At 67.8% G+C, this 26,397-nt stretch carries 29 protein-coding genes; 21 read left to right on the top strand and 8 right to left on the bottom strand.

Annotated features, from left to right (window positions below):
* The first annotated feature begins 5 nt into the window (after positions 1-5).
* Both fdxA and AC1DYX_RS06655 read left to right on the top strand, forming a co-directional pair.
* Entirely contained in the window at positions 6-329 is a 324-nt protein-coding gene (fdxA, locus tag AC1DYX_RS06660; protein ID WP_477257543.1) for a ferredoxin FdxA, read from the top strand.
* 102 nt (positions 330-431) lie between these two features.
* Positions 432-1,175: a helix-turn-helix transcriptional regulator gene (locus tag AC1DYX_RS06655; protein WP_477257541.1), complete on the top strand. Its 744-nt coding sequence runs from the start codon at positions 432-434 to the stop codon at positions 1,173-1,175.
* A gap of 15 nt (positions 1,176-1,190) precedes the next feature.
* On the opposite strand, the gene AC1DYX_RS06650 is transcribed toward AC1DYX_RS06655, so the two are convergent.
* Both AC1DYX_RS06650 and AC1DYX_RS06645 read right to left on the bottom strand, forming a co-directional pair.
* Positions 1,191-1,640, bottom strand: a complete 450-nt coding sequence (locus AC1DYX_RS06650) for a cupin domain-containing protein (RefSeq protein ID WP_477257540.1) — start codon at positions 1,638-1,640, stop codon at positions 1,191-1,193.
* 83 nt (positions 1,641-1,723) lie between these two features.
* The gene (locus AC1DYX_RS06645; protein ID WP_477257538.1) at positions 1,724-2,722 is read right to left on the bottom strand and encodes a methyltransferase; all 999 of its coding nucleotides are present in this window, start codon (positions 2,720-2,722) and stop codon (positions 1,724-1,726) included.
* Between the two features lie 191 nt (positions 2,723-2,913).
* Between AC1DYX_RS06645 and AC1DYX_RS06640 the strand changes: the two genes are divergently transcribed.
* From AC1DYX_RS06640 to AC1DYX_RS06600, 9 genes are all read left to right on the top strand, one after another.
* Positions 2,914-3,099 carry a hypothetical protein gene (locus tag AC1DYX_RS06640; RefSeq protein ID WP_477257536.1) on the top strand — a complete coding sequence of 62 codons (186 nt, stop codon included), beginning with the start codon at positions 2,914-2,916 and terminating at the stop codon, positions 3,097-3,099.
* 64 nt (positions 3,100-3,163) lie between these two features.
* Positions 3,164-4,036: a KPN_02809 family neutral zinc metallopeptidase gene (ypfJ, locus tag AC1DYX_RS06635; protein WP_477257534.1), complete on the top strand. Its 873-nt coding sequence runs from the start codon at positions 3,164-3,166 to the stop codon at positions 4,034-4,036.
* A 194-nt stretch (positions 4,037-4,230) separates the two neighbouring features.
* The gene (locus AC1DYX_RS06630) at positions 4,231-4,935 is read left to right on the top strand and encodes a haloacid dehalogenase type II (RefSeq protein WP_477257532.1); all 705 of its coding nucleotides are present in this window, start codon (positions 4,231-4,233) and stop codon (positions 4,933-4,935) included.
* A complete protein-coding gene (locus AC1DYX_RS06625; protein ID WP_477257530.1) occupies positions 4,932-5,999 on the top strand; it encodes a phosphotransferase in 1,068 nt (355 codons plus the stop codon). Before AC1DYX_RS06630 ends, AC1DYX_RS06625 begins: the two co-directional genes overlap by 4 nt.
* Positions 5,996-7,351 (top strand): aspartate aminotransferase family protein, encoded by a 1,356-nt coding sequence (locus AC1DYX_RS06620; RefSeq protein WP_477257528.1) that lies wholly within the window; start codon positions 5,996-5,998, stop codon positions 7,349-7,351. The genes AC1DYX_RS06625 and AC1DYX_RS06620 overlap by 4 nt, the downstream gene beginning before the upstream one ends.
* 8 nt (positions 7,352-7,359) lie before the next feature.
* Entirely contained in the window at positions 7,360-7,863 is a 504-nt protein-coding gene (locus AC1DYX_RS06615) for an Lrp/AsnC family transcriptional regulator (RefSeq protein ID WP_477257526.1), read from the top strand.
* A 136-nt stretch (positions 7,864-7,999) separates the two neighbouring features.
* Entirely contained in the window at positions 8,000-9,184 is a 1,185-nt protein-coding gene (locus AC1DYX_RS06610) for a zinc-dependent alcohol dehydrogenase (RefSeq protein ID WP_477257524.1), read from the top strand.
* A gap of 10 nt (positions 9,185-9,194) precedes the next feature.
* Positions 9,195-9,797 carry a hypothetical protein gene (locus AC1DYX_RS06605; RefSeq protein ID WP_477257522.1) on the top strand — a complete coding sequence of 201 codons (603 nt, stop codon included), beginning with the start codon at positions 9,195-9,197 and terminating at the stop codon, positions 9,795-9,797.
* A gap of 119 nt (positions 9,798-9,916) precedes the next feature.
* Positions 9,917-11,701: a M4 family metallopeptidase gene (locus tag AC1DYX_RS06600; RefSeq protein ID WP_477257520.1), complete on the top strand. Its 1,785-nt coding sequence runs from the start codon at positions 9,917-9,919 to the stop codon at positions 11,699-11,701.
* On the opposite strand, the gene AC1DYX_RS06595 is transcribed toward AC1DYX_RS06600, so the two are convergent.
* Entirely contained in the window at positions 11,687-12,406 is a 720-nt protein-coding gene (locus tag AC1DYX_RS06595) for a M23 family metallopeptidase (RefSeq protein ID WP_477257518.1), read from the bottom strand. The genes AC1DYX_RS06600 and AC1DYX_RS06595 overlap by 15 nt on opposite strands.
* Positions 12,407-12,419: 13 nt before the next feature.
* Complete coding sequence (locus AC1DYX_RS06590; protein ID WP_477257516.1) at positions 12,420-13,382, bottom strand: L,D-transpeptidase family protein; 963 nt, start codon at positions 13,380-13,382, stop codon at positions 12,420-12,422.
* Between the two features lie 115 nt (positions 13,383-13,497).
* Between AC1DYX_RS06590 and AC1DYX_RS06585 the strand changes: the two genes are divergently transcribed.
* The 3 genes from AC1DYX_RS06585 (at position 13,498) to AC1DYX_RS06575 (ending at position 14,282) form a co-directional block, all read left to right on the top strand.
* Positions 13,498-13,797 (top strand): 2Fe-2S iron-sulfur cluster-binding protein, encoded by a 300-nt coding sequence (locus AC1DYX_RS06585; protein ID WP_477257514.1) that lies wholly within the window; start codon positions 13,498-13,500, stop codon positions 13,795-13,797.
* Between the two features lie 106 nt (positions 13,798-13,903).
* Entirely contained in the window at positions 13,904-14,083 is a 180-nt protein-coding gene (locus AC1DYX_RS06580) for a hypothetical protein (protein ID WP_477257512.1), read from the top strand.
* A gap of 22 nt (positions 14,084-14,105) precedes the next feature.
* Positions 14,106-14,282 (top strand): hypothetical protein, encoded by a 177-nt coding sequence (locus AC1DYX_RS06575; protein ID WP_477257510.1) that lies wholly within the window; start codon positions 14,106-14,108, stop codon positions 14,280-14,282.
* Between the two features lie 65 nt (positions 14,283-14,347).
* Here AC1DYX_RS06575 and AC1DYX_RS06570 read toward each other — a convergent pair whose 3' ends face one another.
* Entirely contained in the window at positions 14,348-14,566 is a 219-nt protein-coding gene (locus AC1DYX_RS06570; protein ID WP_477257508.1) for a hypothetical protein, read from the bottom strand.
* Between the two features lie 178 nt (positions 14,567-14,744).
* Here AC1DYX_RS06570 and AC1DYX_RS06565 point away from each other — a divergent pair, with 178 nt between their 5' ends.
* The gene (locus AC1DYX_RS06565; RefSeq protein ID WP_477257506.1) at positions 14,745-14,882 is read left to right on the top strand and encodes a hypothetical protein; all 138 of its coding nucleotides are present in this window, start codon (positions 14,745-14,747) and stop codon (positions 14,880-14,882) included.
* A 64-nt stretch (positions 14,883-14,946) separates the two neighbouring features.
* Positions 14,947-15,309: a hypothetical protein gene (locus tag AC1DYX_RS06560; protein WP_477257504.1), complete on the top strand. Its 363-nt coding sequence runs from the start codon at positions 14,947-14,949 to the stop codon at positions 15,307-15,309.
* A 101-nt stretch (positions 15,310-15,410) separates the two neighbouring features.
* Here the strand turns inward: AC1DYX_RS06560 and AC1DYX_RS06555 are convergent, their stop codons facing one another.
* The 3 genes from AC1DYX_RS06555 to AC1DYX_RS06545 all read right to left on the bottom strand — a co-directional run bounded on the left by AC1DYX_RS06555 (position 15,411) and on the right by AC1DYX_RS06545 (position 19,477).
* On the bottom strand, positions 15,411-15,623 hold the full coding sequence (locus AC1DYX_RS06555) for a hypothetical protein (protein ID WP_477257502.1): 213 nt from the start codon (positions 15,621-15,623) through the stop codon (positions 15,411-15,413).
* A gap of 129 nt (positions 15,624-15,752) precedes the next feature.
* On the bottom strand, positions 15,753-18,584 hold the full coding sequence (locus tag AC1DYX_RS06550) for a bifunctional diguanylate cyclase/phosphodiesterase (RefSeq protein WP_477257500.1): 2,832 nt from the start codon (positions 18,582-18,584) through the stop codon (positions 15,753-15,755).
* A 95-nt stretch (positions 18,585-18,679) separates the two neighbouring features.
* Complete coding sequence (locus AC1DYX_RS06545) at positions 18,680-19,477, bottom strand: fused MFS/spermidine synthase (RefSeq protein ID WP_477257498.1); 798 nt, start codon at positions 19,475-19,477, stop codon at positions 18,680-18,682.
* Between the two features lie 92 nt (positions 19,478-19,569).
* On the opposite strand from AC1DYX_RS06545, the gene AC1DYX_RS06540 reads away from it, so the two are divergent.
* The 5 genes from AC1DYX_RS06540 to AC1DYX_RS06520 form a co-directional block, all read left to right on the top strand.
* Complete coding sequence (locus tag AC1DYX_RS06540; RefSeq protein ID WP_477257496.1) at positions 19,570-19,845, top strand: hypothetical protein; 276 nt, start codon at positions 19,570-19,572, stop codon at positions 19,843-19,845.
* A 7-nt stretch (positions 19,846-19,852) separates the two neighbouring features.
* Entirely contained in the window at positions 19,853-21,040 is a 1,188-nt protein-coding gene (locus tag AC1DYX_RS06535) for a GGDEF domain-containing protein (RefSeq protein ID WP_477257494.1), read from the top strand.
* A 153-nt stretch (positions 21,041-21,193) separates the two neighbouring features.
* Positions 21,194-22,120 carry a Ppx/GppA phosphatase family protein gene (locus tag AC1DYX_RS06530; RefSeq protein ID WP_477257492.1) on the top strand — a complete coding sequence of 309 codons (927 nt, stop codon included), beginning with the start codon at positions 21,194-21,196 and terminating at the stop codon, positions 22,118-22,120.
* 191 nt (positions 22,121-22,311) lie between these two features.
* Positions 22,312-23,121 (top strand): substrate-binding periplasmic protein, encoded by an 810-nt coding sequence (locus tag AC1DYX_RS06525; protein WP_477257490.1) that lies wholly within the window; start codon positions 22,312-22,314, stop codon positions 23,119-23,121.
* A gap of 40 nt (positions 23,122-23,161) precedes the next feature.
* Positions 23,162-26,397, top strand: a 3,236-nt coding sequence (locus AC1DYX_RS06520; protein ID WP_477257488.1) for a response regulator, incomplete at its 3' end; no start/stop codon positions are given.

Genomic DNA, 26,397 nt, shown 5'->3' with positions numbered 1-26,397 from the left:
GCAGCGTGACCTATGTCGTGACCGAAGCCTGCATCGGCTGCAGGCACACGGACTGCATCCAGGTGTGTCCGGTCGACTGCTTCCACGAGGGCGTCAACTTCCTCGCGATCGATCCCGAGCGCTGCGTCGATTGCGGGCTGTGCGAGGTGGAGTGTCCCGTCGCGGCCATCGTGGCGGAGGGGGATCTGGCGCACGAGCAGCTCCACTGGCTCGSGCTGAACGAGGAGCTGGCGCGTTGCTGGCCGCCCATTACCCAGCGCAAGCCGGCGCTGCCGGACGCCGCAGACTGGGCGGCACGCCCCGACAAGCTGGCCCACCTCGTGCGCTGACGCGTTGGCCGGGAGACGCGAATTTCCCCCCATCGGTGAGGCGTGCGCAACGGCGGCCGATGGCGCATTCTTGCGGCTCCCGAAGCAAACCGTGCAAACACCATGAAACCATCCATCGACCACCGTTCCCGGCCCGAGGCCGTCATGGCGCTGTTCGCCGCCTGCCAGGGCATAGCAACGCGCGCCGGCTTCATGGACGACGTCTATCCGCTGCTGCAGGCAGTGCTGCCGCATGAACGGTTCGTGTGCGGCATCGCGACCGTCGCGCCGGTGGCCGTGCTGGACGTCGTCAATGCCGGTTTCCCGACGGCGTTCGTCACCGACGTCGTCGACCTGCGCGGCCGCATCGCCAGTCCCGTGATCCGCCGCTGGCTGATGAGCGATGTGCCCGTGTATTTCGACGAGAGCCTGTGCAATGACTTCGTCGAGGATGGGGACGCCTGCTGGCTGGACACGTTCCGGCGGCACGGCCTGCGCAACCTGATTGCGCACGGCATCAAGGACCTGCATGGCGCCGCCACGAGTTATTTCTGCTTCGCGGGCGTGCCGGACGGTGGCGTGGAGCGCCGGCGCATGTTGCAGCTCGTCATGCCGCACCTGCACGCGGCGCTGCGCGCCCACTACCGGCTCAAGAGCCGCGGGCAGGACGTCGAATTGTCTTGCCGCGAGCGCGAAGTCCTGCAGCTGGTCTGCGTCGGCAAGACCAACGAGGCGATCGGCTCCATCCTCGGCATCAGCCCCTGGACCGTGAAGGTTCACGTGCGCAACTTCATGGCCAAGCTGAACGTCTCCACGCGCGGGCACGCGGCGGCGATGGCCATGAAGAACGGTCTCGTGACGCTCTGAACGCCCGTCGTGCGCTTATTTGGCCTGGACTGGCGAGGGCGTGAATTCGGGATGGGCGAAGGTGAGGGGCTGGTTCACGGTGCCCGTGTAGAGCACGAACAGCTTGACCGGCTTGTCGCTCAGGGCGCGGCCGTTGTGCAGCGTCTGCACGACTTCCGAGAGGGTGTCGCCCGCGTGCAGCAGACGGGTCGCGCCGTTGCCCTGGGTGACTTCCAGCGTGCCTTCCAGTATATAGGCGAACGAGGGCACGGAATGCTCGTGCCAGCCGGTCTGCCCGCCCGCCGCGACCTCGATGATCAGCGCGGTGACCTCGGCCGGCCCCTGCGGATAGACCAGCGGCTTGCCGTCCCAGCTGGTGGAGGTTTTCAGTAATGGCGTTACCTTGACGGAGGCGGAATTGTCGAGTGCACTGGCCGTGTGGGTCCAGGCCAGCATCGTGGCCAGGGCGAGGAAATGAAGTCGCATGGAAGGAGATGGAAGGTTAATGTATGCAAATACATTTTACCAACCGCAAGCCGCCTCGAAAACCCCGGTTGCTCCAGCCCCGCTCATCCCCGCTTGACGGCATGCAGCCACACGGCCGCGATGCGTTCCACCTGCTCGTAGCCGGCGCAGCCCAGCTGGCTGCCGAAAATGTCCGGATCGAGTTCCTCGTAGCGCCAGCCGTCCGTGTCCGCGTCGAGGCGGTCGCGGATCGCGGCCAGGAACGGGTCGGCGCCGTCGACGATGGCCGCGCCCGTGTACAGCAGCAGGCTGCCGCCCGGGAGCATTCGGTCGAGCGCCGCGTGCACGATGCGGATCGACAGTTCGGCGCCGTGCGCGCCGCCGCCGTGGCGGTACGTCAGCTCGTCCGGATCGAGGATATACGGCGGGTTGGCCATGACGAGGTCGAACCCGCCCTCGATGCCGTCCARCAGGTCGCTGTGGCAGGGCACGACGTTGTCGGCGTCGTTCAGGCTCGCGTTGACCTCCGCCAGCGCCAGCGCGGCCGGGTTGATGTCGGTGGCGTAGACGGTCGCGTCGGGCCGGCGCAGCGCGAGTTCGATCGCGCCCGGTCCGGCGCCGGCGCCGATGTCCACCGCGCGCCGCACGGCGCGGTGCAGGCCGCCGATCGAATCGAGCACGTCCCCCGCGTTGGCCACGTAGCGATAGGTGTCGGGGCCGAAGAACACGGCGGCGGCGTCGCGCGTGGGCCAGGCCGAGTGCAGGTAGATGCGGTTGCCGACGGTCGAGGCACGCACGCGCGCGCGCCAGCCGGCGGGAGGCGTCCCCTCGGCAGCGTCACGGCCGTCCGCATCGACCGGCTGGGCGAGCCCGGCCGCGTGCAACTGGCCGGCTATCGTCTCGGGCAGCACGCCGGATCGAAACGGCCGGCTCCAGCCGAGCACGCCCCGCAGGTCGCGCGCCCAGGCGTTTTCTGCGCGCTCGTTGACGCGCCGGTGCGTGGCCGGCGTGACGGTCACGAAACGGTAGCCGGCGGCCTGTAGACTGCGGCCGAGCGCGACCAGGCTGTCATGGTCGGCGAAGGAGGGGGCTGTCGAGGTCATGCGCGGAGCATGCCCGATGCCCTTCCGCCCTTCCGTACGCGGGCGCACACACATGGACAGGCTGTCATGCAGGATGGGTCTGCCCGTGGCATCATGCGAATTATGTGAAAGTTCGAACAGACGCGGCCGTGTGCCGTGCCTAAAATGCATTCCGGGTCAGCGTGAAACGTGGCCCAAGGACGAGGACGATCATGAAGACGACGACGCCGGACGTGTCATTGAACAGGCGCCTGGAGCGCGAAGTCGCACGCGAGCGCCATGAGCGTGAGCTGCACGACGAGCAGCGCGCCGGGCTGGCGGTGGACGACGAGTTCCGCCTGAAGGATGCGCGCGAAAAAAACGGGGCGGCCAACACCAGGCGCTCCGGCAGCCACTGACGGTGTCCGGTACAGAACGGTAACACGAGGACGCGCCCGTTCGGCGGCGCCAGGGAGAATCATCATGCGTTGGGAAGGCGACAGGCAGAGCGACAACGTCGAGGACCGCCGCGGTGCGGGCGGCGGCGGCGGTTTTGGATTCGGCGGCGGGACGGTGGGCATCGGCACGATCGTCGTCGCGCTGCTCGGTTCATGGTTCTTCGGCGTGTCGCCGTCGACGATACTGAACCTGCTGTCGGGCGGCGGTTCGCCGGCGCAGGTCCAGCAGGTGCCGTCGCATCCGCCCGCGAACGACCGCGAGACGCAGTTCGTGCGCACCGTCCTCGGCTATACGGAAGACACCTGGAGCCAGATCTTCCGCGCCAACGGCGCCACGTATTCGCCGCCGCACCTCGTGCTGTACGACGGCCGCACGCCGACCGGCGGCTGCGGCACGGGCCAGGCGGCAGTCGGGCCGTTCTATTGTCCGGCCGACCGCAAGGTCTACATCGACCTGACGTTCTTCCGCATGATGCAGCAGCGCTTCCACGTGGGCGGCGAATTCACGCAGGCCTACGTCATTGCGCACGAGGTCGGCCACCACGTGCAGAACCTGCTGGGCATCTCGGGCAAGGTCGACAGCGCGCGCCAGCACCTGTCCGAGGCGCAGGCCAATGCCGCGTCCGTGCGGCTGGAACTGCAGGCCGACTGCTTCGCCGGCGTGTGGGCTTATCACGCGAACCAGGCCAAGCAGATCATCGAGCAGGGCGACGTCGAATCCGCGCTGAACGCCGCGAGCGCCATCGGCGACGACGCGCTGCAGCGCCAGTCGCGCGGCGTCGTCGTGCCGGACTCGTTCACGCACGGCACCTCGGCCCAGCGCGTGCGCTGGTTCACGCGCGGCCTGCAGACGGGCTCCGTCGAGCAGTGCAATACGTTCGAAGCGCGCCAGCTCTGAACCGCTCCATCGTCCCTGAAAACGGCCGCCATGCGCGGCCGTTTTGTCGTCGTAACGGGCGCCACAGAAAATGCCGGGAACCCGCCGGATTGAAAAGGAAACTGCCTGGCCCCCGCGGCAATATGGCATTTCCGTAGCGCCGGTTTCCCTACACTTGTGTTCATCCACCCGTCAACCACTGCAGGAGATGAACCATGACATACAAACCGAAATTCATCAGCTTCGATTGCTACGGCACGCTCATCAACTTCGAAATGGGGCCGACTGCGAAACGGCTGTTCGCGGATCGCGTCCCGGCCGACCGTATGCCGGCGTTCCTGGACAGCTTCCGCTTCTACCGCCTCGATGAAGTCCTGGGCGAATGGAAACCGTTCTTCGACGTCGTCGCCAATTCGATCCAGCGGGCGTGCAAGGCGCACGGCGTCGAATACCGTCCGTCCGACGCGGCCGCGCTGTACGATGCCGTTCCGACCTTTCAGCCCCACCCGAACGTGGTCGAGACGCTGCAGGCGATCGCGCCGCATGTCCCGCTCGTGATCCTGTCGAACTCGATGGTCGACCTGATCCCGCACAGCGTCGCCCACCTGAAGGCGCCGTTCCACGCCGTGTACACCGCCGAGGAAGCCCGCGCCTACAAGCCGCGGGCGCAGATGTTCGAGTACATGTTCGACCAGCTCGGCTGCGGACCGGAGGAGATGATGCACGTGTCGTCGAGCTTCCGCTACGACCACATGACGGCGCGCGACCTGGGCTTCATGGCCGGCGCGTTCATCGATCGCGGTCACGAACCGGTGTGCGACGGCTATGGCGTCGACAGGCTGACGGACATCCGCCAGCTTCCCGGCCTGCTGGGGATCGAATTCCCGCCCCAGGCCGACACGCTGAAACGGGTCGCATGATGCTGGACGATCGCCCGATCGCGGCGGCGGCGTTGAGCACGGCGGCCCCCAGCCTGTCCCTGGACGAGGTGACGGCCCTGGTCGCTCGCCTCTACGCCATCCATGGTAGCGTCACCCCGCTGGCGGGCGAGCGCGACCAGAATTGCCGGATCGAGACCGCGGACGGCTCTCAGTATGTCGTCAAGATCGGCAATCCGTCCGAACCGGTGCCGGTCGTCGATTTCCAGATCGCCGCACTCGACCACGTCGCCCGCGCGGCGCCCGGCCTGCCGGTGCCCCGGGTCGTGCGTACGCTGGGCGGATGGCCGCGCGATACGGTGGCGTTGCCCGACGGGCGCCGGAGCACCGTGCGGATGCTGACTTATCTCGACGGCGTGCAGATCCGGGAAACACCCCGCACGGCGGCGCAGCGCCGGGCCATGGGGACCGTGCTCGCACAGCTGGACCTGGCGCTGCAGGGCTGCGCGCATCCGGCGGCCGGCCACGACCTGCTGTGGAACGTGTCGACGGCGCACCGCCTGGCGGACAAGCTCGACGCCGTCGTGGACGCCCCGCGGCGTGCGCTCGCCGCGGCATTCATGCGGCGTTTCACCGACCACGTCCTGCCGCGCCTGGCCGCCGTGCGGTCGCAGGTGATCCACAACGACTACCACCTGTACAACGTGCTGGTCGCGCCCGACGATCACGAACGCATCGTCGGCATCATCGACTTCGGCGACATGCTGCAGGCGCCGCTGGTCGGCGAGGTCGCCACCGCGGCGGCCTTCCACATGACCGGCAACGCCGATCCGTTCGAAGGGGCGGCGCAGTTCGTCGGKGCCTATCACGCGACCTTGCCTCTCGTGGACGCCGAGCAGGAGATCGTGGCCGACCTGATGGCGACGCGCCACCTCATCACGGCACTGATCTCGGAATGGCGCGCCGCGCGCTACCCGGAGAACCGGGCCTACATCATGCGCCACAATCCGGCCGCGTGGGAAGCGCTGTCCCAGATGGCCGACCTGTCCCGCAACGAGGCGCGCGACCGCCTGCTGACCGAAATACGAAAAGGAAAAAAACAATGACAACCACTGACCTCAACATGGTGAACGCCTATATTCCGGGACGCGCCGATGTGGGCCCTCTCACCGCRGCGATGATCGCGCGGCGCGATGCGCTGCTCGGCCCGGCCTATCGGCTGATGTACGAACATCCGCTGCACATCGTGCGCGGCGAAGGCGTGTGGCTGATCGATCCGGACGGCCGCCGCTATCTCGACGTCTACAACAACGTGGCGTCGCTCGGGCATTGCCACCCGGCGGTGACCGAGGCGATCTGCGCGCAGGCGCGGACGCTCGCCACCAATACCCGCTACCTGCACGACACGATCCTCGAACTGGCCGAGCGCCTGCTCGCGACCGTGCCCGAGACCGAACTCGCCCACCTGATGCTGACCTGCACGGGCAGCGAGGCGAACGACCTCGCGTATCGCATCGCCCAGGTCCGCACCGGCGGCAAGGGCGTGATCGTGACCGAAACCGCGTATCACGGTTTCACCGACGCCGTGTCGCAGTTCTCGCCCTCGCTCGGCGCGACGGTCGATCTCGGCGCCCACGTCCGCCTCGTCCCCGCGCCGCGCCTGTATCACGCCGACGGGGCCGACCTCGCCGAACGCTTCACGCGCGACGTCGAGGCGGCGATCGCCGACCTGCGGCGGCACGGCATCCAGCCGGCGGCACTGATCGTCGATTCCGTGTTCACCAGCGACGGCATCCTGCCCGAGCCGGCGGGCTTCCTGAAGGGCGCGGTCGATGCGATCAAGCGGGCCGGCGGCCTGTTCATCGCGGACGAGGTCCAGCCCGGGTTCGGGCGGACGGGCGAGCATATGTGGGGCTTCCAGCGGCACGGCGTCATCCCCGACGTCGTCACCCTCGGCAAGCCGATGGGCAATGGGCAGCCCGTCGCGGGCCTGCTGGCCACCGCCGATGCGCTGGCGGAGTTCGGGAAGAACTCACGCTACTTCAACACGTTCGCCGGCAACACGGTGTCGTGCGCGGCGGCGCTGGCGGTGCTGGACACCATCGAACGCGAAGGCCTGGTGCGGCATGCCGCCAGCGTGGGCAAGATCCTGCGCGACGGCATCGCCGATCTCGCCAACCGGCACGAGGCCATCGGCGACGTACGCGGCGTGGGCATGTTCGTCGGCGTGGAACTCGTGTCGGACCGCGCGGCGCGCACGCCCGACCGCGAACTCACCACGCGGGTGGTCAACCGGATGCGCGACAAGGGCGTCTTGCTGAGTGCGTGCGCGATGGGGCACAATGTGCTCAAGATCCGGCCGCCGCTGGTCCTGTCGGCGGACCAGGCCGGGATGGTGATCGAAGTGCTCGATGAGGCGCTGACCACGGCGCGATCGGGGAACCGCAACCGGTATTGATCCGATCCATGCAGGCCACAGCGTCCCTCGACAAGTTCGATATCAGGATTCTCGTGCATCTCCAGCGCGAGGGACGCTGCTCGAACGTCGACCTGGCCGCGGCCGTGGGCCTCAGCGAGAGCCCATGCCTGCTCCGTACGAAGCGGCTGCAGGAAACCGGCATCATCCGCGGCTATGGCGCGGACGTCGCGCTGGAGAAGCTGGGCAGCCACGTCATCGTGTTTTCCGAAGTGACCCTCGGCAGCCATCGGCCCCACGATTTCCGCAGGTTCGAGGCGGGGGCCGAAACATACCGCGAGATCGTCGAGTGCTACAACATCAGCGGCGGCTACGATTATCTGCTGAAGATCGTCGTGCCCGATATCGCCTGTTTCCAGGCCCTCATGGAGCGGCTGCTGGAAGACGATATCGGCATCGCGAAATTTGCCAGCCGGATCGTATTGCGCCAGCCGTTCGGGCAACGCGGTTATCCGCTGGGTACGCTCATCACCGGGAAGCCGGAGTGGGCGTGAGTGTTCGTTTTAAAAAAGTGTTCCGCAACCCCCGTACGTTTCCGTGCGCGTATCGCCTTCCTTAGCGTTTTGACATATGTTGTTGTCAAGCGCTCGTCCGTTGCGGCGAGCCCGCAACCCATGAGGAGGAAACCCTATGCTGGCAATGAACTACCGGGGACCGTATCGCGTGCGCGCCGACTACAAGCCCGATCCCGTCATCGAACATCCGGGCGACGCCATCGTGCGCGTGCTGCGCTCCTGCATCTGCGGCTCCGACCTGCACCTGTATCACGGCATGGTGCCCGACACGCGCGTGGGCCACACGTTCGGCCACGAATTCGTCGGCGAAGTGGTGGACGTGGGGCGCGACGTGCAGACGCTGAAGGCGGGCGACCGGGTGCTGGTGCCGTTCAATCTGTTCTGCGGTTCCTGCTTCTTCTGCCAGCGCGAACTCTTCGGCAACTGCCATAACACGAATCCGGAAGCGACCGCGGTCGGCGGCATCTACGGCTATTCGCACACGGCCGGCGGCTACGACGGTGGCCAGGCGGAGTACGTGCGCGTGCCGATGGCCGACGTCGGCCCATACCCGATCCCCGACGACCTGCACCTGGACGACGCCGTGCTGCTGACGGACGCCCTGCCGACGGGCTACCAGGCCGCCGAGATGGGCGACATCCAGGAAGGCGACACGGTCGTCGTCTTCGGTGCAGGCCCGATAGGCATCTTCGCCGCCAAGTCCGCGTGGCTGATGGGGGCGGGCAGGGTGATCGTCGTCGACGAGGTCGAGTACCGGCTGGAATTCGTCAAGCGCTATGCCCAATGCGAGGTCGTGAACTTCCGCGAAGTGAACGACATGGCCGAGCACATCAAGAAGATGACGGACTGGATGGGGGCCGATGTCTGCATCGACGCCGTGGGCGGCGATGCGGCCGGTTCCATCGCGCAGACCCTGACCGGCCGCCTGATGAAGATGCAGGCCGGCGCCGCCACCGTGCTGCACTGGTGTATCAACTGCGTGCGCAAGGGGGGCAACGTGTCGATCGTGGGCGTGTACGGTCCCACATTCAACGCCGTCCCGATCGGCAACGTCGTGAACAAGGGCCTGACGATCCGCGCGAACCAGGCCAGCGTGAAGCGCCACGTGCCGCGCCTGATCGAGCATATCCGCGAAGGGCGGCTGAATCCGAAGGACATCATCACGCACCGGGTGCCGCTGGAAGACGTGGCGGACGCGTACCACATCTTCTCGAGCAAGCTCGACAACTGCATCAAGACCGTCCTGATCCCGCCGTCGGCGCGCGAGGTCCAGGCCGTCAGCGCCAGCGCACTGCACTAAGGAGCCCAGCATGGAAGCCAAACGCGACACCGGTGCGGAGCACCATCATCATCATCTGCACCGTCCCGACGAAGAGGGCCATGCACACGCACATGCGCACCCACTGCAGGGCGACATGGCCGAGGGCCCGCGCCGGCCCAGCCGCGAGGAACTCGCCCACATCGAGGGCTGGGGCGCCGACCTGGACCGCAAGAACCGTCCGGCCGTGCCGATGGAGCGCACGCCCGCGCGTTTCATTCATCCGCACGAGGGCAAGCTGCCGCAGCAGCCGGAAAATGTCGAGATCCTCGTGTCGACGGAGCGCCCCGGCATCACGCCGATCTTCGGCACCGCGCAGCCGCCGAAAGGCCTGTCCGGCATGATCCGGCGCGCCGCTTTCAAATGGTCCGAGAACGACCTGCGCCGCTGGCTGCTGCTGCTCGCCGCGGACCGGGTGAACGTCGTCGAGGGCATCGGCGAAGACCTGGCCCACGGCAAGGTGCCGAACGTGCTGGCCGAGATGGGTATCAAGGCCGAGTGGGAACACAATCGGGCCGGCCTCGTGAAGAAGGCCGTGATCGCGGGCGCCGTCGTCGGCACGGCCGTCTACCTGATGCGCCGGCGCGAGCGTTGATGCGAACGACCGCCCCATGGCAGCCCATGCCGCCATGAGGCTTTTTGCGCTTGAGCAAATTCCTTCGAGCGAGCTCGTCCACACTGGTTTCGTGTGCCCGCTCAACGAAAGGAAATCCCATGAACAAGCGCAAGTTGTTGCTGGCGTCGCTCGGCGCCCTGTCCCTGGCCGTCGTCCTGCCCGCCGGCGCGGCCGGGCCGGCGTCGATGAGCGCGCCGGTCGCCGTCACGCCGCAGGCGCGGGCTGCGCTGCAGGCCCAGCTGGACGACCGCCGTGCCGCGCGCGGCCTGGATGTACGCCATAGCTATGCCCTGATCAGCCTGCATCCCGGCACCGCGGGCACGCAGATCGCGCGCGTGGCGCATACGTTCAAGGGCGTGCCGATCTTCGGCTTCGATTCCGTGCTCGTGCTGGATGCGAACGGCAGGATCGTGGCCGAATCGGATGCCGAGCAGCGCGCCAATTTCGTCAAGGCCGACAGCACCGGGCCGGGGCCGGATTTCAGCGTCGTGCCCACGATCTCGACGAAGGCCGCGATCGATGCCGCGCTGGCGTCGCTGGGCACGTCCGCCCGCCACGAGACGCCGCCCAGCGCCGAGCTGATCATCTGGCCCGTCATGCGCTCGGAACGGGTGCCGGAGGCGCGCGACAAGGCGGAGCAGGACCTCAACGCGCTCGACGTGCAGGACGTCGTCGACCGCTACGAACTCGCCTACCTCGTGCGCACGCGCATGCTCGCGAGCGACAGGCCGGTCTACCACGACACCGTCGTCAGTGCGCGCGACGGCGCCATCCTCGACCAGTGGAGCATGCTGCAGACCGTCACCGGCGTCGGCCACAGCCAGTACAACGGTGACGTGCCCATCAACACGACGCTCGCCGAGGGCAAGTACAAATTGATCGACGACAGCCGCGGCACGGGCGGCACGTTCGGCGCGATGGCCATCACGAATGCGAACCACGGTACCAGCGCGGGCAGCGTCTACGTCAACGACACGAACACGTGGGGCGACGGCAAGCAGTACGTGGCCGGCGGTTCGACGACGAACGCGAACGGCCAGACGGCCGCAGTGAACGCCATGTGGGGCCTGATGAACACGTATGACCTGCTTGCGAACGTGTTCAACTGGCTCTCGCTGGATGGTCACAACACGGCGACGTACATCGTCGCGCACGTCAACACGGCCTACGACAATGCCTATTACAGCGACACGTGCCGCTGCATGTTCATCGGCGACGGCTCCGCGTTCAACAGCCTGGGTTCGATCGACGTGATCGGCCACGAGATGGGCCATGGCGTGACGGCCGCCACGTCGAACCTGACGTATTCCGGCGAATCGGGCGGCCTGAACGAATCGTCGTCGGACATCAACGGCGAGGCCGTCGAAGCCTATGCGCGCGGGGGCGGGAAGGGCGACAGCATCCCCCTGACGGGCAATGACTGGGTCATGGGCAAGGAAATCAGCAAGAGCGGCACGCCGCTGCGCTGGATGTACCGTCCGAGCAAGGACGGCAGCAGCCCGGATGCGTGGAGCAGCTCCATCAAGCGCCTGGACGTGCACTACAGCAGCGGTCCGAACAACCGTATGTTCTATTTCCTGGCGCAGGGCTCGAACGCCGACAAGGCCAGCGACTATTACAGCAAGTACCTCGTCAAGGCGCCGGCCGCGATGACGGGCATCGGCCTCGACAAGGCATTCCGCATCTGGTTCAAGGCGAACACGACCAAGTTCACGTCGAGCACGAACTACGCCGATGCGCGCGCCAGGATGATCGAGGCGGCGGGCGAGTTGTACGGCAAGGCCGGCCGCGAGGTCATTGCCGTGCAGCGAGCCTATGCGGCGATCAACGTCGGGGCGGACGTGGACGGGGCGCCGGCGGGCGCAGTTTCAGGGTTGCAGTAACGGATAGGGATTCACCGGCGTCCCTTTCCACCACTGCTTCTCGGGCGTCAGCTCGAACACGGCGAAATGCAGGTGCGGCGCGTTCGGGTCGGCGTTGCCCGACGTGCCCACGTAGCCGATCACGTCGCCGCGCTTGACCTGCGCGCCTTCCTGCAGGCCGTCCGCGTAGCGGTCCAGGTGCGCATAGTAGTAGGCGTATTTCTCGGTCGGGTCGAACTGGTAGATCGTCAGTCCGCCCGGCTTGCTCGTGAAGAGTTTCACGATCCTGCCGTCCGCCGCCGCCACGACCTTCGTGCCCTTGGGCGCCAGGATATCCAGCGCTTCGTGATGGCGTTCGTTGCCGCGCGGCTGGTCGTACGTGTCCGCGAGCTTCGCCGGCGGCATGCCGTCGACGGGGACCAGCAGCTTGCCCGGCGGGACGGACGGCGCCGGCGTCGACACAGTGTTCGGCGTGTCCGTGCCGGCGGGACGCAGCGGCAGGTCGAGTTCCGTGAGATCGGGCATCACCTGGGGCGCGGGCGGCAGCTTGCTCTCGAGGTTGGAGCCGGGCGGCGGGGGCGCGGGCAGCGAACCCGTGTTCGTGTTTGCGGCCACCACCGCGGTCGTGGACCCGGGGCCGGGCTCGTGCGGCATCTGGCGCAGCCAGACGAACAGGCCACCGGCGCCCACCAGCACGCCGAGCAGGAAGGTCAACAGCCATCTCATCGTGATCTCCTTGTTAGTCCTGCAACACCACCTCCGTCCCCGTCTGGACGAGGCCCGCCACTTCCGCCGCGCTCCAGTTCGTCAGGCGGATGCAGCCATGCGATTCGCTCTTGCCGACCGAGCCCGGCACCGGCGTGCCGTGGATGCCGTAGTGCGGCTTGGACAGGTCGATCCACACGACGCCGACCGGATTGTTCGGGCCGGCCGCGATCGTCGTCTTCTTGTCGCCCGCCTTCGCATCCCAGAACAGCCTGGGGTTGTAGTGATAGGTGGGGTTGCGGTGCACGCCCTCGATCTTCCAGTTGCCGATCGGCAGCGGATCGTGTTCGCTGCCGCTGGACACGGGATACTGCGCGAGGACCGTGCCGGCCGCGTCCTCCAGCACGAGCGTGCGCGCGTCCTTCGACACGACCACGCGCGCGGCCGGCGCCAGCGCGGGCGTGCCGACGATGTTGGGCACGACGATCTGTTCGCCGGCGCGGCCCAGGTCCTTGCCGGGGTTGAGCTTTTGCAGCAGCGCCGGGCTGGCGTGGAATTTCTCGCCGAGGCCTTCGGCGGGCGAGCTGTAGCCGAGCGTGGGCAGCCCGGCCTTTTCCATCATGTCGTCCGGCACGGGCTGGAACGGTCCCGCGACGTCGGCGTCAAGCAGCGTGTAGGTGAGCAGCGTGGGCGTCGTGTCCGTGTTCAGGGCATTCCACGTGGCCTCGTCGAGCTTGCCGGTCGGATGCAGTCCGCGCGCGTTCTGGAAGCCGGCCAGCGCCTGGCGCATGTTGGAACCGTAGGCGCCGTCGATTTCGCCGGGCGAAAAATGGGCGCGGTCGAGCAGGACCTGGGCGCGCAGCAGCCGTTCGAATTGCGCCGCGTGCGCGCTGGCCGGTGCCGGGGCCGGCGCGGGTTGAGGCTGGGCTTGCGGCGCGGCGCCCGCCGACAGCGTGCCCAGCATGGCGATCAGGAAGGGGATAGGGTGCGTTTTCATCGGCCACCTGCTGAAGATTCGGATGCCTCAGGTTAGTGCCGTGCAGGAAGCCGCTCTGTGCGGGAACGTACCCAGGCGTGGCCGGGCGCGACGACGCAGGCATTACAATCGCAGCATGAGCACGCTGACCATTACCCTGCAGCCGTCCGGCTGGTCCTTCCCGACCGACGCGGACACGACGGTGCTGCATGCCGCCGAACGGGCCGGCATCGACTTGCCCAGTTCCTGCCGCAACGGCACGTGCCGCACGTGCATCTGCCGCATCGCGAGCGGCAGCGTGCGCTACCTCGTGGAATGGCCTGGCCTGTCCAGCGATGAAAAGCGCGAAGGTTATATCCTGCCATGCGTCGCGGTCGCGCGGGACGACCTGGTCGTCGACCAGCGCCTCGCGAAACGGATCGTGTTCCCGAAGTGAGCCGCAGCCGCGGCCGCCCGCACGATTGAAAACCCGCCCGGGTCTTCCATGCTAGGCTCCTTACCACGTCAACGGCTTTCTTGAGAACCGAACGAGGAGGATGAACATGAGCCAATCGAAATCCAGCGGGAGCCAGAACAAGCAGTCGGGCAATCTGTCCGAGGAAGATCTGCAGAAGCGTAATGCCGGCGTCAAGGACAAGAGCAGCCACGACAACAAGTCGACCGTGAAGGCCGGCACCGGCAAGGGCGCGGGCGGCGGCGCCAAGCAGAAAGAGGGGCGCTGAGCCCGCGTGCCGGAGAAGTGAGATGAGCTTGCCTGAACAGGACGACCGCCAGCACGCGCACTCGACGCCGGACCCCACGACGCAGGATCCCGACCTGCCTCCGCCACAGCCGCGGCCCGATCCGGACGACGTGCCGGCCCCGGCGCGCGCACCCGTGAAGGAGCCGGACGCGCCGGACCCGCCCGTCAAGGCGCAGTAAATCACATGGGAATGGGCGGCACCGCGCAGGTGCCGCCTGGTTGCATCGACGGCAGTGCGTCGACGTCAGGCCTTGCCCGGCTTGCCGTCGCGCGAGGCCTGCTGGCTACCGGACTGGCCGGCATCCTGCTGGTTGCCCTGCCCGGTGCCGCGGGGCGGGATCTGGCGGATCATGTCGTCCGTCTCGTGCTGGCCCGGCGAGCGCTCGCCGCTGCCGATGTCGGCTTCGTGCAGGTTCGGCGGCGCGTCGGCGCCCGGGTCCGGTTTCGGAATATCGGTTCTCATGGCAGCTCCATTGCGTTGTCGTGTTGGCGCGATACTAACAGTCCGCGCCGGCACCCGGCGCGCAATAGGCTGGTTTCCGGCTGAACACGAATCGTGCGCTTGTGTACGTTGGCGCACATATGTCGAAAGGGAATTTTTATAACCTTGCCGATACCAACGACATGCGGAGGAGAACGGAATGAGCACCACCCTGTACAACAAGATCCCGTTGGGCCGCAGTCCGCTGCTGGGTTCGCACAAGATGCATGCGGCGGTGGCGCTGGGCGTCCTTGCGGGGGCCGGTCTCGTCTGGGCCGCCGTGCGGGCGCTGCGCTGAGCGACTGTTGCCGGGAAGGCCCGCCACCGTTACCATGGCGGGCTTGTTTCCTTGGAAAGTGGTAATGAAGAATCTAAAATTGACGGGCGACGAATACGATGCGCTCGAATTCATCCGGCGCGGCGCCAAAAACGACCGCGTGAACGCCTGTGTCGGGCGCAATGCGAAGCGCCTGTCGGGCCTGAAACTGATCCAGTATGCGAAGAATGGAAGCCTGGCGCTGACGGCGCAGGGGAGCGAACTGTTGTTCCTGCGCCGCTGCGTGCAGGCGCTGCGTACGCTCGACGCGGATCCGGTGGCGGCAGTGGATGACGACGTCGTCCAGTTCCTGAGCCGCAAGTCGCACATCGCGGCCCGTGAAGAAGGCGGGTTCGAACTGACGGCGCGTGGGCGCGAATCGCTGGCCGATATCGCCGCCCAGGGGTGATTATCGGGCGGTGGTGGCGAGTCATGGCGGGCACAGGGTGCCCACCCTACGGCAAACGATATCGTAGGGTGGGCACCCCGTGCCCACGCGGCGATGTATCGTTAGCTTGTCCGGCGCCGGTTCGGATACACGAGGGCGCGCACCGCGATCTCGGCCGGCACACCCATGGCCGCCAGGAACTCGGCGGCCCGTTGCAGGCCCAGCGTGGGGACCGATGCCACGGCCTGGTTGACGAGGTCGCGCGTGCGCATGTCCGTACGCGGCCTGCGTTCCGCCAACGTTGCGGCGGCGGAGTCGATATTCAATTGAGTCATYGTCTTGCTCGGTGAGTGTATTGCAAAAGAGTCACCGAGTATTGTATGAGAACGATATCGCTAAGGCTATAAGTTTATGCACAAAATAAATGAACCTAGGGCAAATACTCTAAGGTTTGTGAGGTTTCCCTAGGCCGTGGCCGTCTGCGGCTCGTCTTCCGGCGCCGCCAGGCCCCGCCGCTGGCGCAGCAACTGCTCGAACTCATGGGCGGGTAATGGCTTGGAGAAATAGTATCCCTGCATTTCGTCGCAACCCTGGTGGCGCAGGTAATCGAGCTGCTCGGCCGTCTCGACCCCTTCCGCGATCACCGACAGGCGCAGGTTGTGCGCCAGCGCGATGATCGAGGCGACGATCGCGGCGTCGTTGGCATCGTGCGTGATGTCGTTGACGAACGAGCGGTCGATTTTCAGCACGTCGATCGGGAAACGCGACAGGTACGAGAAGCTGGAATAGCCCGTGCCGAAGTCGTCGATGGAGAGGTTGATGCCGAGCGCCTTCATGCGGTGCAGCAATTCCACGGCCGGGGTGACGTCGCTCATGAACAGGCTTTCCGTCAACTCCAGCTCCAGGCAGGACGGATCCAGGCCCGTATCGGCGAGGACGGCCTCGATGCCCGGCACGAGGTCGGCGGCGCTGAACTGGCGCGCCGACAAATTCACCGCGACGCGCAGCCGGCCCAGGCCCGCATCCTGCCACGCCTTGTTCTGGGCGCACGCGGTACGCATCACCCAGGCGCCGATCGGGACGATCRGGCCCGTATCCTCGGCGATGCTCACGAAGCGCGACGGCGGCACCATGCCCAGTTCCGGGTGCTTCCAGCGGATCAGCGCTTCCATGCCGACGATGCGGCCCGTCTGCAGGTCGACCTGCGGCTGGTAGTGCAGCACGAACTCGTTGCGCTCGAGCGCATTGCGCAGCGCGCTCTCGATGCGCACGCGCTCCAGCGATTCCTCGTTCATCGCAGGCGTATAGAACTGGAAGTTGTTGCGGCCCAGTTTCTTGGCGCGGTACATGGCGATGTCCGCATGTTCGATCAGGTTCTCGGCCGGCGTGCCGTCGCACGGGAAGGCGGCCACGCCGATGCTGCAGGTGACGAAGAATTCCTTGGTGCCCAGCATGACGGGCTGGGCCACGGAATCCATCACGCGCTGCACGATGTCCGGGCTCAAGGGCTGGTCCGAGTGTTCGGACAGGATCACGACGAATTCATCGCCGGACAGCCGGGCCACGGTGTCGGTGTCGCGCAGCGACGAGCGCAGGCGCGCCGCGACCGTCATCAGCAGGACGTCGCCGGCCTTGTGGCCCATGCTGTCGTTGACGAACTTGAAGCGGTCCAGGTCGATCAGCATCACCCATACCGGATGGCCGCTGCGGCTGGCGTAGGCCACGGCCTGGGAGAGGCGGTCCTGCAGCAACGAACGGTTGGGCAGGCCGGTCAGCACGTCGTGCTGGGCCACGTGGTGCACGCGCTGTTCCGTGACCTTGCGCGCCGTGATGTCGGCGCCGGTGCCGCGGTAGCCGCTGAAACGACCCATCTCGTCGAAGATTGGTTGGCCATTGATGCAGAACCAGCGCTCCTCGCCGTTGTCGTCCGGGACGCGGTATTCGAGGTTGCGGAACGGTTCGTGGGATTCCAGGATGGCGATGTGCTCGCGGCCCAATTCCGTATCGGTCAGCGCGGGCACGTAGTCCCAGCGGCGCCGGCCGAGCACGCGTTCCGTGTTGATGCCGGATTTTTCCGTGAAGTCGCCCGTGACGTACGTGAAGCGGAACTGGTCATCCTGCTCCCAGTACCAGTCGGACGACATCACGACCAGCTGGCGGAAACGTTGCTCGCTCTCCTGCAGGGCTTTTTCCGTGCGCTTGCGCGCGAGCACGTCGTCGATCAGGCGCTGGTTGGTCAGCTTCAGGTCGGCCGTTCTCTCGCGCACGAGCTCCTGCACCTTGCGCGTGCGCTGGCCGGCGGCGTGCACGATCGCGGTCATCAACAGGGTCGACAGCAGGCCGCCGGCCAGCAGCAGCGTGGAGGCGAGGTGGTCGGTCAGCCAGGGGGCCGGCATGGCGATGACTTCCGCCGTCCAGGACTGCCCCCCGACTGCGAACGTGTTCACGACGCGGCCCGTGTACCCGGCCGACAGCAGGGCGGCCGGCGGCGCGGCCGGCGCCGCGTCGCGGCTGGCGTACACGAGGCGGGACGGTTCGGCGCGGTTGCCCGCGTAAAACCTGAGCTTGATGCAATGGTCGTCCTGCAGGCCGGCGTGCGCCAGCGTGGCCTGGACGAGGCTCGGCACGGAGATCACCGCCGCCGTATCGCCCAGCAGGCGGCCGCCGCGGGCGTACACGGGCATCAGCACTTCGAAACTCGGGGCGCCGGGTGCCTGGGCGATCTGCAGCAGGTCCGTGAGGGCCGCGCGGCCGCTTGCCTGCGCGCGCGCGAGGGCGTCGCTCACCTGGCGGCTCTGGCCCACGTTCAGGCCGAGGGCCGCCTCGTTGCCCTGCATCGGTTCGAGATAGTCGACGACGTGGTAGCGGGGACGGGCCGGCGCCGTCATCCGCGCGCCGTCGCGCATTTCGCGCAGCACCATGTCCGGCTGGAACTGGCGCAGCTCCGCCTCGAATGCGGCACGCTCGTCGGCCTGCACGATGCGGTGGAAATTGAAGGCGCGGATATAGGGGTGGCGCTGCAGCAGCGGCGTCGTGAAATCGTGGAATTGCGCCCGCGTGACGGGCTGGACGGTCGTGAACAGCTGGTTGGTGACGTTCAGGACTTCGACGGCCTCGTCCATGCCCTGGCGCAGCGCGGCGACGCGTACGGCCGCCCCCTGTTCGAACGCCAGCGACTTGTTACCGTATTCGAGGCGGCTGACGGCAGCCGTCAGCACGACGGTTGCGACGAGTCCGCCCCCGAGCGTGAGGGCTGCCGCGAGCGTGAGCGAAAACGGCAGTCGACAACGCACCATCCGGTATTCCCTATGCATGAAGATGAGTGATTGCCCGGAGGCATGAAGTGAGGCAACAGTTTGTCACAGAAACTCCAGTTACCGCAAACAAATTGTCACAGACGAGGGCGGTTTGGCGGCGGTTGTGGCGGGGCCAAAACAGATCGGGCCCCGATCCAGCCGACGACGAGCCGGACGCATAACCGGTTCAGCAAGCCGAGCCCCAGGCCGCGGCGGCGCGCCAGGCGTGCCATGCGACGCGCGCAGGCATGGTGGTCCGGGTCGGCGTCGTTTGGCAGGCGCAGTGCATAGACGATGCGGTTATTGCCCGCGACCTTGTCGAACCAGCAGGTCCGGCCCTGAAAAACGCCGTCCAGCGCCGCCAGGACGGCGCGGTAGCGCGGGTCATAGGTAAATACATTCGACACCAGCACGCCGCCGGGAGTCAGCAGCCGGCGGCAATCCGTGTAGAAGGCGACGTCCGCCAGGCGCGGCGGCAGTCCCCCCGCGTCGAAGCCGTCGACGAGCAACACGTCCGCCGAGCCCGGATGCGCGGCCAGCCAGTCGGCCGCGTCGGCATGGACGATGGCGAAGCGCGCGCTGTCGGGCGGCACGTGGAACGTGTCGCGCAGGGCGATCACGTCGGCGCGCAATTCGATGACGGTGATATGCGCGTCGGGAAAATGGCGGTGGCAAAACTTGGCCAGCGACCCGCCACCGAGGCCGACCATGACGATCCGCCGCGGCCGCGGGAGGAACAGCACGAAGCACATCATGGCGCGCAAATAGGCGAGCACGAGGGTGTCCGGGCGTGCCAGCAGCATCTCGCTCTGTACATCGCCAGGCAAGAATTCCAGCGTGCGCCGGCCGCGCCGGGTGCGCACGAGCGGCGGAGTATCCTCATGGGGTGGCATGGCGTCGAGTATAAGGCCAACCGCAGCGGCTTGACTTGTTGCAGGCGATAGGTTTCTGATAAGCTGGCCGTTGCAGCCCAAGCGGAGACCTCATGTTCCTGGACCACCCGACCATTACCGCCACCAACAGCCAGACCGAACCGGACCGCATCGAGCGCCTGGACCGTGTCTATGGATACGCGATGGCGCTGGCGGACGTGGACGGCAATACGACGTTCATCGACAAGCTGACCCAGATCCATGACCACAAGGGCACCCTGATCGTGTTCTGGCACGAACCCCCCACCGAGACCGAGCAGGCGTACTGGGCACGTGCCTGGGCCAGCAAGGTCGGCGACGGCACGACCGCGGTCGTGCACGAAATCTGAGGCGCCCATGGATGCCACCACGATGGTCTTCGCACTGGCACTCGGCAATCTCGCTTTGTGCGCCAGTCTGTTCTTCTTCGATCAGTCGAGCCAATTCCCCGGCCAGGGCGGCCGGCCCGCGGCCCTGTCGACGTGGAACGGGTCCCGCCTGGTCCAGGCCGCCGGCTGGCTGCTCCTCGCGATCGGCGCCACCGGCGTCGTGCCGGAAGGCCTCGCGCTGCCCGTTGCCTACACCCTCGTGTTCGGCGGCGTCGCGTGGGAAGCGGGCGCGGCGTGGGAACGGGCCGGCCGGCTGCGCTGGCGCCGCGTCACCGTGCCCGCGCTGGGCGCCGCCATCGTCGCTTTCGTGCTGTGCTGGATGATCGACCCGATCGGCCTGCGCGCCGTGGCGGGGTCGCTGGTGCTGGGCGGTTTCTATCTGTCGCTGGCGGCGGCGCTGGCGTGCGGCTGGGCGGGCGCCTCGATGCTGCAGCGCTTCCTGGCGCTGGCGACCGGCCTGCTGGCGCTCGTCGTCGGCGCCCGCGGGGCGCTCGTGCTGCTGGCGCCGGCGGGGTGGGGCTGGATGAGCAACGACATGCTGCGCCAGCTGCACTCGGGCGCGTTGTACCTGCAGGCCTTGCTGGGCGGCTTCGGCTGGCTGCTGCTGGGCCGCGAGCGCGAGCAGGCCGAGCTGGCTCGGCTGGAAGTCGTCGATCCGCTCACCGACGTGCCGAACCGGCGCGGCTTCTTCCAGGCCCTGGCGCCGTGGATGGCGCTGGCGCGCCGTCCGGGCCAGCCGACGGCCCTCGTCGTGTTCGACCTCGACCACTTCAAACGCATCAACGACGGCTATGGCCACCCGGCCGGCGACGTCGTGCTGGCCCACATGGCCGGCACCTGCAAGCGCCAGTTGCGCGACAGCGACCTGCTGGGCCGCCTGGTGGGCGTCGAGTTCGCGATCCTGTTGCCGCGCACGAACCTCGACGACGCCACCATGGTCGCCGAGCGCATGCGCGCCGCCATCGAGGGGGAGCGCGTCAAGACCGAGCGCGCCCTGATTTCGCTGACGGCCAGCTTCGGCGTCACGACGATCCGCCCCGACGACAGTACCGTCACCCTGCTGGCACGCGCCGACGAAGCCTTGCGCGTGGCCAAGAAAGCGGGGCGCAACCGGGTCGAAGTGGCGGCGTCGGTGCCGGTGGCGGTCGAGGAATGATGCGCGCCGCACATTCGCACCCCGCGCGCACGGTTGTGACCGGCATGGCGCCATCGCGCCGCATGCCTTATGATGGTGCGGGTACGTTGCCCGTGTCATTGATCCGTCATCCAGCCCCGCTATCGTGGCGCCGTTTTTGACTTCGGAGTCTGCATGAGCACCACATCCCCGATTCACGCCGCGCTCGTTCTTGGATCCGACAGCTTCCGCCTGCTGGTGGGTGTTGTCGAGAACGGCGAACTGCGGCCCCTCGACAGTTTCCATGCCCCCCTGCGCCTGGCGGCCGCGCTGGACGCGCAGGGCTGCCTCAGCCCGGAAGCGATGCATAGCGCCTTCGACTGCCTGCGCACGATCCGCCAGCGCCTGAACGACCACGCCCTCGCGGCCGTGCGCGTCGTCGCTACCTCGACCTTGCGCATGGCGCGCAACAGCCACCTGTTCCTGCCGGCCGCGCAGCAACTGCTCGGACATCCCGTGCAGGTGCTGTCCGGCGAAGAAGAGGCCATCCTGACCTATCTCGGCGTGGCCGATAGCGCGGGTGGCGCCGCTGCGCGCACGCTGGTGCTGGGCATCGGCGGCGGCTCCACGCAGCTGGCGCTGGGCAGCGAGCGCCGCGTGCAGAAGGTCGCCTCGCTGGGCCTCGGCACGTCGCGCCTGGCGCTGACGTTCTTCGGCGGAGGGCGCATCGACGCCGTGTCGTTCGCCGCGGCCATCGCGTCGACGCGCGCCAAGCTGGGCGACGAGACGCCCGCGTTCGGCCCCTCGCGGCGCGACCGCGTGTATGGCTGCTCCGGCACGATCCACACGCTGGCGCGGCTGCTCGTCGACAACGACCTCGCCGGCCCGATCACCCGCAACCGGCTGGAGACCCTTGCCGTACGTGCGCTCGCCCAGGGCGGCGGCGGCGCGCCGCTGGCGGGCCTCGGCCATTTGCGCCTGCGCGACGTGGCGGCCGCGCTGGCCATCCTGCTGGGGCTGATGGAAGAGCTGGAGATCGAGGAGCTGGAAGTGCCCCAGACGGGCCTGCGCGCCGGGGTGCTGGCCGAGCTGCGGCTCGGCCGCGCCGCCATGGCCGCCTGACGACGCTTGCGCGGCTTGTCCGGCAGCGGCTGGCGGCACACGTATGCGGTTTGCATCGCGATCGGCAAGGGGCGTGGTCCTCTGGCGACGGTGGCCCGGCGCGCGGGCCCCGAGCGTTCAGTTTCCTGGCCAGGTCTGGCATACTGTTGTCTGTTTTTAATCATTATTGCCATCGCCGCCGTACGTCCGCCATGCCGCGCCTCGTCCGTTCCACCCTGATTGCCTGCTGCCTCGCGGCCGGCGCACCGTCGTTCGCGGCCCCGCCGGCGGCCGCCCCCCAGGCCGTCTCCCTGTGCTTCGAGCGCCAGGAAGTGTTGCCGTGGCGGACGCTGGACGGCGGCGGCCTGAATTTCGAACTGCTGGGCGAAGTGGCGCGGCGCCTCGGCATCGTGTTCGACTACCAGAGCATGCCGTGGAAGCGTTGCCTGGCCCAGGTGAAGGCGGACCAGGTCAATGGCGCCTTCGCCGTCAGCTTCAGCCGCGAGCGATTGTCGCTGGGTGCCTATCCCGGCGTGCGCGGCATCGAGGGCCAGGCCGACCCCGCACGGCGCATGCACGTGGACCGCTATGTGCTCGTGCGCCGCAAGGGCAGCAAGGTCGACTGGGACGGCAAACACTTCGCCAACGTCGACGGCCGCATCGGCTTCCAGCTCGGCTATTCCGTCGGCGACTTCCTGCGCGCGCAGAACGTGCCGGTGGACGAGGGCAGCCAGCAGGCCGACGAACTGGTGCAGAAGATGCTGGCCGGGCGCGTCGTGGCGGCGGCACTCGGCGGCGGCGACGCGGTGCGCCTGATGCGCACGGCGTTTGCGAAGGACATCGAAGTCGTGCCGACGCCGCTGATCGAAAAGCCGTATTACCTGATGCTGTCGCATGCGTTCGTCGCACAGCATCCCGACCTGGCGGCGCGCATCTGGAAGACGATCGGGGAGGTGCGCACGAGTGCCTTCTACCGCCGGCGCGAGCACGAACTGGCCGGTCCGCAGGGAGGCACCCATTAGCGCCGCGCCATCCCCGGCGCGGCGCCGGTCAGGAGGACTCTTGCGCTGGCTCGTCGACGGCTGGCGCCAGAACATGGTGTTCCGCCTCGGTGCCGGCATCGTGCTGGCGGTGGTGCTGTCGACGGGTGTCTACACGACCTATGTGATGCACACGCTGCAGATCGAGGCCGACCAGCACCTGCACGAGCGCGTCGAGCGCCAGGCCTCGGTGCTGTCGCATGCATTGGCGCGGCCGCTGTTCGACATCAACAGCGCGGCCGTGGCTTCCGTCGTCGACGCGCTCGGCGCCACGCCGGAAGTGATCATGCTGCGCGTACTGGCGCCGAACGGCGCCGTGCTGGCCGCGCTCGGCGCCAGCGGCGACGAGGACGGCGCCATCCGCGTCAACCGGAGGATCGCCTACCACGACGGCAACCGCGACTACCACGTCGGCAGCATCGAGCTGGCGTTCTCGCGGCGCCAGGTCGACGACGACCTGCGCCGGCAGATCATGCATACCGTGATGGCCAACTTCGTGCTGTCGCTCGCGATCGTCGGCTGCGTGCTGCTCGTCGGCCGGCGCATGACCCAGCCGTTCGCCGACATCCAGGAAGCGCTGGAAAAGCTGGCGCGCGGCGAGACGGACATCCATCTGTCCGGCATCGGCCGGCGTGACCAGATCGGCCGCCTGTCGTCCGCCGTGCGCAGTTTCCGCGATACGTTGAACCGGCTGCGGCGCGCCGAGCAGGTGACGAACGCCCTGCTGCGCGACAAGAGCGTGATCGAGCAGCAGCTGCGCGACCTGAACGAAGACCTCGAACAGAAGATCGCCGCGCGCACGCGCGAGCTGGTCGAGTCCATCCGCGCGGCGCAGGGCAGCCAGGCCAAGCTGCAGGCCATCGTCGATACGGCGCTCGACGCCGTCGTGCGCATGGACCGCCAGGGCCGCATCGTCGGCTGGAACGCGCAGGCCGAAAAGATCTTCGGCTGGAAGGGCGAAGAGGTGCTCGGCCGCGACCTGGACGCATGCATCGTGCMGGAACGCCACCGCGCCGCGCACCGCAACGGCCTCGCGCGCCATGAACGCAGCGGCGTGGGCGCGGTGCTCGACAGCCGCATCGAGACCTATGCGCTGCGCCGCGACGGCGTCGAATTCCCGATCGAGCTCGCCATCACGCGCGTGCAGCTGGCCGCGAGCGACGACTATGAATTCTGCTCGTTCATCCGCGACATCTCGGAGCGGCGCGAGCGCGAGCAGTCGCTCGTCGCCGCCAACGTGCGCGCGGAGGCGGCCAACGTCGCCAAGTCCGAATTCCTCGCCAACATGAGCCACGAGATCCGCACGCCGATGAGCGCGATCATCGGCATGGCCTATCTCGCGCTGCGCACCGAACTCTCGCCCAAGCAGCAGGACTACGTCGGCAAGATCCACCGCGCGGCGCTGTCGCTGCTGGGGATCATCAATGACATCCTCGATTTTTCCAAGATCGAGGCCGGCAAGCTGGACGTCGAGCATATTCCGTTCTGCCTGGACGACGTGCTCGCGAACGTGGCGAGCGTGACGAGCCAGAATGCGGCCGACAAGCACCTGGAATACCTGTTCCACGTGCCGCACGCGATCCCGCGCATGCTCGTCGGCGATCCGCTGCGCCTCGGGCAGGTCTTGATCAACCTCGTCAACAATGCCGTGAAATTCACGCCGGCCGGCGAGCTGGAACTGTCCTGCACGCGCCTCGACGATCCGGCCACGGACCGCTTCCGGGACGGTTTTGCGACGCTCCGCTTTGCCGTGCGCGACACGGGCATCGGCATGAGCGACAAGCAGCAGGCCAAGCTGTTCCGCGCCTTCAGCCAGGCCAACGGCAGCACGACGCGCGAATACGGCGGCACCGGACTCGGGCTGTCGATCTCGCAGCAACTGGTCAGCCTGATGGGCGGGCGCATCGTCGTCGCGAGCAGCCCGGGCAAGGGTTCGACGTTCCATTTCGACCTCGACTTCCCGCTGTCCGGCGAGCCGGAACGCGTGGCCGTCGCGCCGCCGGAGCTGGACGGTGCGCGCCTGCTGCTCGTCGACGACAGCGAGGTGGCGCGCGACATCATGAGCGAGGCCCTGCGCGCGCTGCCGCTGCGCGTGGACGTCGCGTCCAGCGGCGTCGAAGCGGAAAGCGCGCTGCTCGCGGCCGATGCCGCTGGCGACCCGTACCGCGTCGTGCTGACGGACTGGCAGATGCCCGGCATGGACGGCATCGAGCTGGCGCRCCGCATCGCCGGCAATCCGGAACTGCGCCAGCCGCCGTCGACCGTGCTCGTGACGGCGTTCGGGCGCGAGGAAGTGCAGCAGGAGGCGGAAAGCGCGGGCATCCGCGGCTTCCTGTGCAAACCCATCGGCCAGTCGGCGCTGGTCGATACGCTGGTCACCCTGTTCGCGGCACCGCGCGCCTCCAGTGCGCGCAGCCGAAGGAATGGAAAACCGAGGGAGAAGGGCGACAGCGCGGCGCGCGTGCTGCTCGTCGAGGACAGCCTGGTCAACCAGCAGATCGCGCTGGAACTGCTGCAGGACCAGGGCATCGGCGTCGATGTCGCCGCCAATGGCATCGATGCGCTGGCCATGCTGCGCACGGGCGGCCCGCAGGCCTACGACCTCGTGCTGATGGACCTGGAAATGCCGCAGCTGGATGGCCACGCGGCCACCGTCGAACTGCGCAAGGATACGCGCTTCGACAAGGTGCCGATCGTCGCCATGACGGCGCACGCGCTGGCCGAGATCCGCGAACGCTGCCTGCGCGAGGGCATGCAGGACTACATCAGCAAGCCGGTCGAGCCGGAAAAGCTGTACGCCACCCTGGCGCGCTGGATCGGCCAGGCCATGCCGCCGCCGCCGCCGGCCGGGAGCAACGCCGCGCCCGACGGGCCCACGCTGCCGGGCCTGTCGAACCTGTCCGGCATCGACTCGGCGTATGGACTGCGCCACGTGGCCGGCAACCTCGCGCTGTACGTGCAATTGCTGGACCGCTTTCGCGCCACCCAGCGCGATGCCGGTACGGAGATCCGCGCGGACTACCAGGCGCACTGCCTGCGCCAGGCGGCCGCGCGGGCGCACACGCTGCGCGGCGTGGCCGGCAACATCGGCGCGCGCGAACTGCAGACGCTGGCGCAGGCGGTGGAAGAGGGCCTGGCGCTGGCGTCGCCCGACCGCGGCCGCCTCGCGTCCGGCGTGCGCGCGCTGGAGGCGGCCGTCGAGGCTACGATGGCATCGCTCGACCGTTACTTCGCCAGCGCGGCGGCCATGCCCGCACC

Source organism: Massilia sp. P2_C2 (genome assembly GCF_056404615.1).
Note: the sequence above shows the minus strand (reverse complement) of the source record. Positions and strands in the feature narration are given on the sequence as shown.

Bases quoted from the DNA above. Each gene is read 5' to 3' on its own strand.
- AC1DYX_RS06650 (WP_477257540.1), bottom strand. From the start codon at position 1,640: ATGCGACTTCATTTCCTCGCCCTGGCCACGATGCTGGCCTGGACCCAC.
- AC1DYX_RS06565 (WP_477257506.1), top strand. From the start codon at position 14,745: ATGAGCACCACCCTGTACAACAAGATCCCGTTGGGCCGCAGTCCGCTG.
- AC1DYX_RS06630 (WP_477257532.1), top strand. From the start codon at position 4,231: ATGACATACAAACCGAAATTCATCAGCTTCGATTGCTACGGCACGCTC.
- AC1DYX_RS06535 (WP_477257494.1), top strand. From the start codon at position 19,853: ATGGATGCCACCACGATGGTCTTCGCACTGGCACTCGGCAATCTCGCT.
- AC1DYX_RS06600 (WP_477257520.1), top strand. From the start codon at position 9,917: ATGAACAAGCGCAAGTTGTTGCTGGCGTCGCTCGGCGCCCTGTCCCTG.
- AC1DYX_RS06615 (WP_477257526.1), top strand. From the start codon at position 7,360: ATGCAGGCCACAGCGTCCCTCGACAAGTTCGATATCAGGATTCTCGTG.
- AC1DYX_RS06555 (WP_477257502.1), bottom strand. From the start codon at position 15,623: ATGACTCAATTGAATATCGACTCCGCCGCCGCAACGTTGGCGGAACGC.
- AC1DYX_RS06605 (WP_477257522.1), top strand. From the start codon at position 9,195: ATGGAAGCCAAACGCGACACCGGTGCGGAGCACCATCATCATCATCTG.
- AC1DYX_RS06530 (WP_477257492.1), top strand. From the start codon at position 21,194: ATGAGCACCACATCCCCGATTCACGCCGCGCTCGTTCTTGGATCCGAC.
- AC1DYX_RS06540 (WP_477257496.1), top strand. From the start codon at position 19,570: ATGTTCCTGGACCACCCGACCATTACCGCCACCAACAGCCAGACCGAA.
- AC1DYX_RS06610 (WP_477257524.1), top strand. From the start codon at position 8,000: ATGCTGGCAATGAACTACCGGGGACCGTATCGCGTGCGCGCCGACTAC.
- AC1DYX_RS06640 (WP_477257536.1), top strand. From the start codon at position 2,914: ATGAAGACGACGACGCCGGACGTGTCATTGAACAGGCGCCTGGAGCGC.
- AC1DYX_RS06595 (WP_477257518.1), bottom strand. From the start codon at position 12,406: ATGAGATGGCTGTTGACCTTCCTGCTCGGCGTGCTGGTGGGCGCCGGT.
- AC1DYX_RS06570 (WP_477257508.1), bottom strand. From the start codon at position 14,566: ATGAGAACCGATATTCCGAAACCGGACCCGGGCGCCGACGCGCCGCCG.
- ypfJ (WP_477257534.1), top strand. From the start codon at position 3,164: ATGCGTTGGGAAGGCGACAGGCAGAGCGACAACGTCGAGGACCGCCGC.
- AC1DYX_RS06575 (WP_477257510.1), top strand. From the start codon at position 14,106: ATGAGCTTGCCTGAACAGGACGACCGCCAGCACGCGCACTCGACGCCG.
- AC1DYX_RS06590 (WP_477257516.1), bottom strand. From the start codon at position 13,382: ATGAAAACGCACCCTATCCCCTTCCTGATCGCCATGCTGGGCACGCTG.
- AC1DYX_RS06580 (WP_477257512.1), top strand. From the start codon at position 13,904: ATGAGCCAATCGAAATCCAGCGGGAGCCAGAACAAGCAGTCGGGCAAT.
- AC1DYX_RS06545 (WP_477257498.1), bottom strand. From the start codon at position 19,477: ATGCCACCCCATGAGGATACTCCGCCGCTCGTGCGCACCCGGCGCGGC.
- AC1DYX_RS06655 (WP_477257541.1), top strand. From the start codon at position 432: ATGAAACCATCCATCGACCACCGTTCCCGGCCCGAGGCCGTCATGGCG.
- AC1DYX_RS06560 (WP_477257504.1), top strand. From the start codon at position 14,947: ATGAAGAATCTAAAATTGACGGGCGACGAATACGATGCGCTCGAATTC.
- AC1DYX_RS06585 (WP_477257514.1), top strand. From the start codon at position 13,498: ATGAGCACGCTGACCATTACCCTGCAGCCGTCCGGCTGGTCCTTCCCG.
- AC1DYX_RS06525 (WP_477257490.1), top strand. From the start codon at position 22,312: ATGCCGCGCCTCGTCCGTTCCACCCTGATTGCCTGCTGCCTCGCGGCC.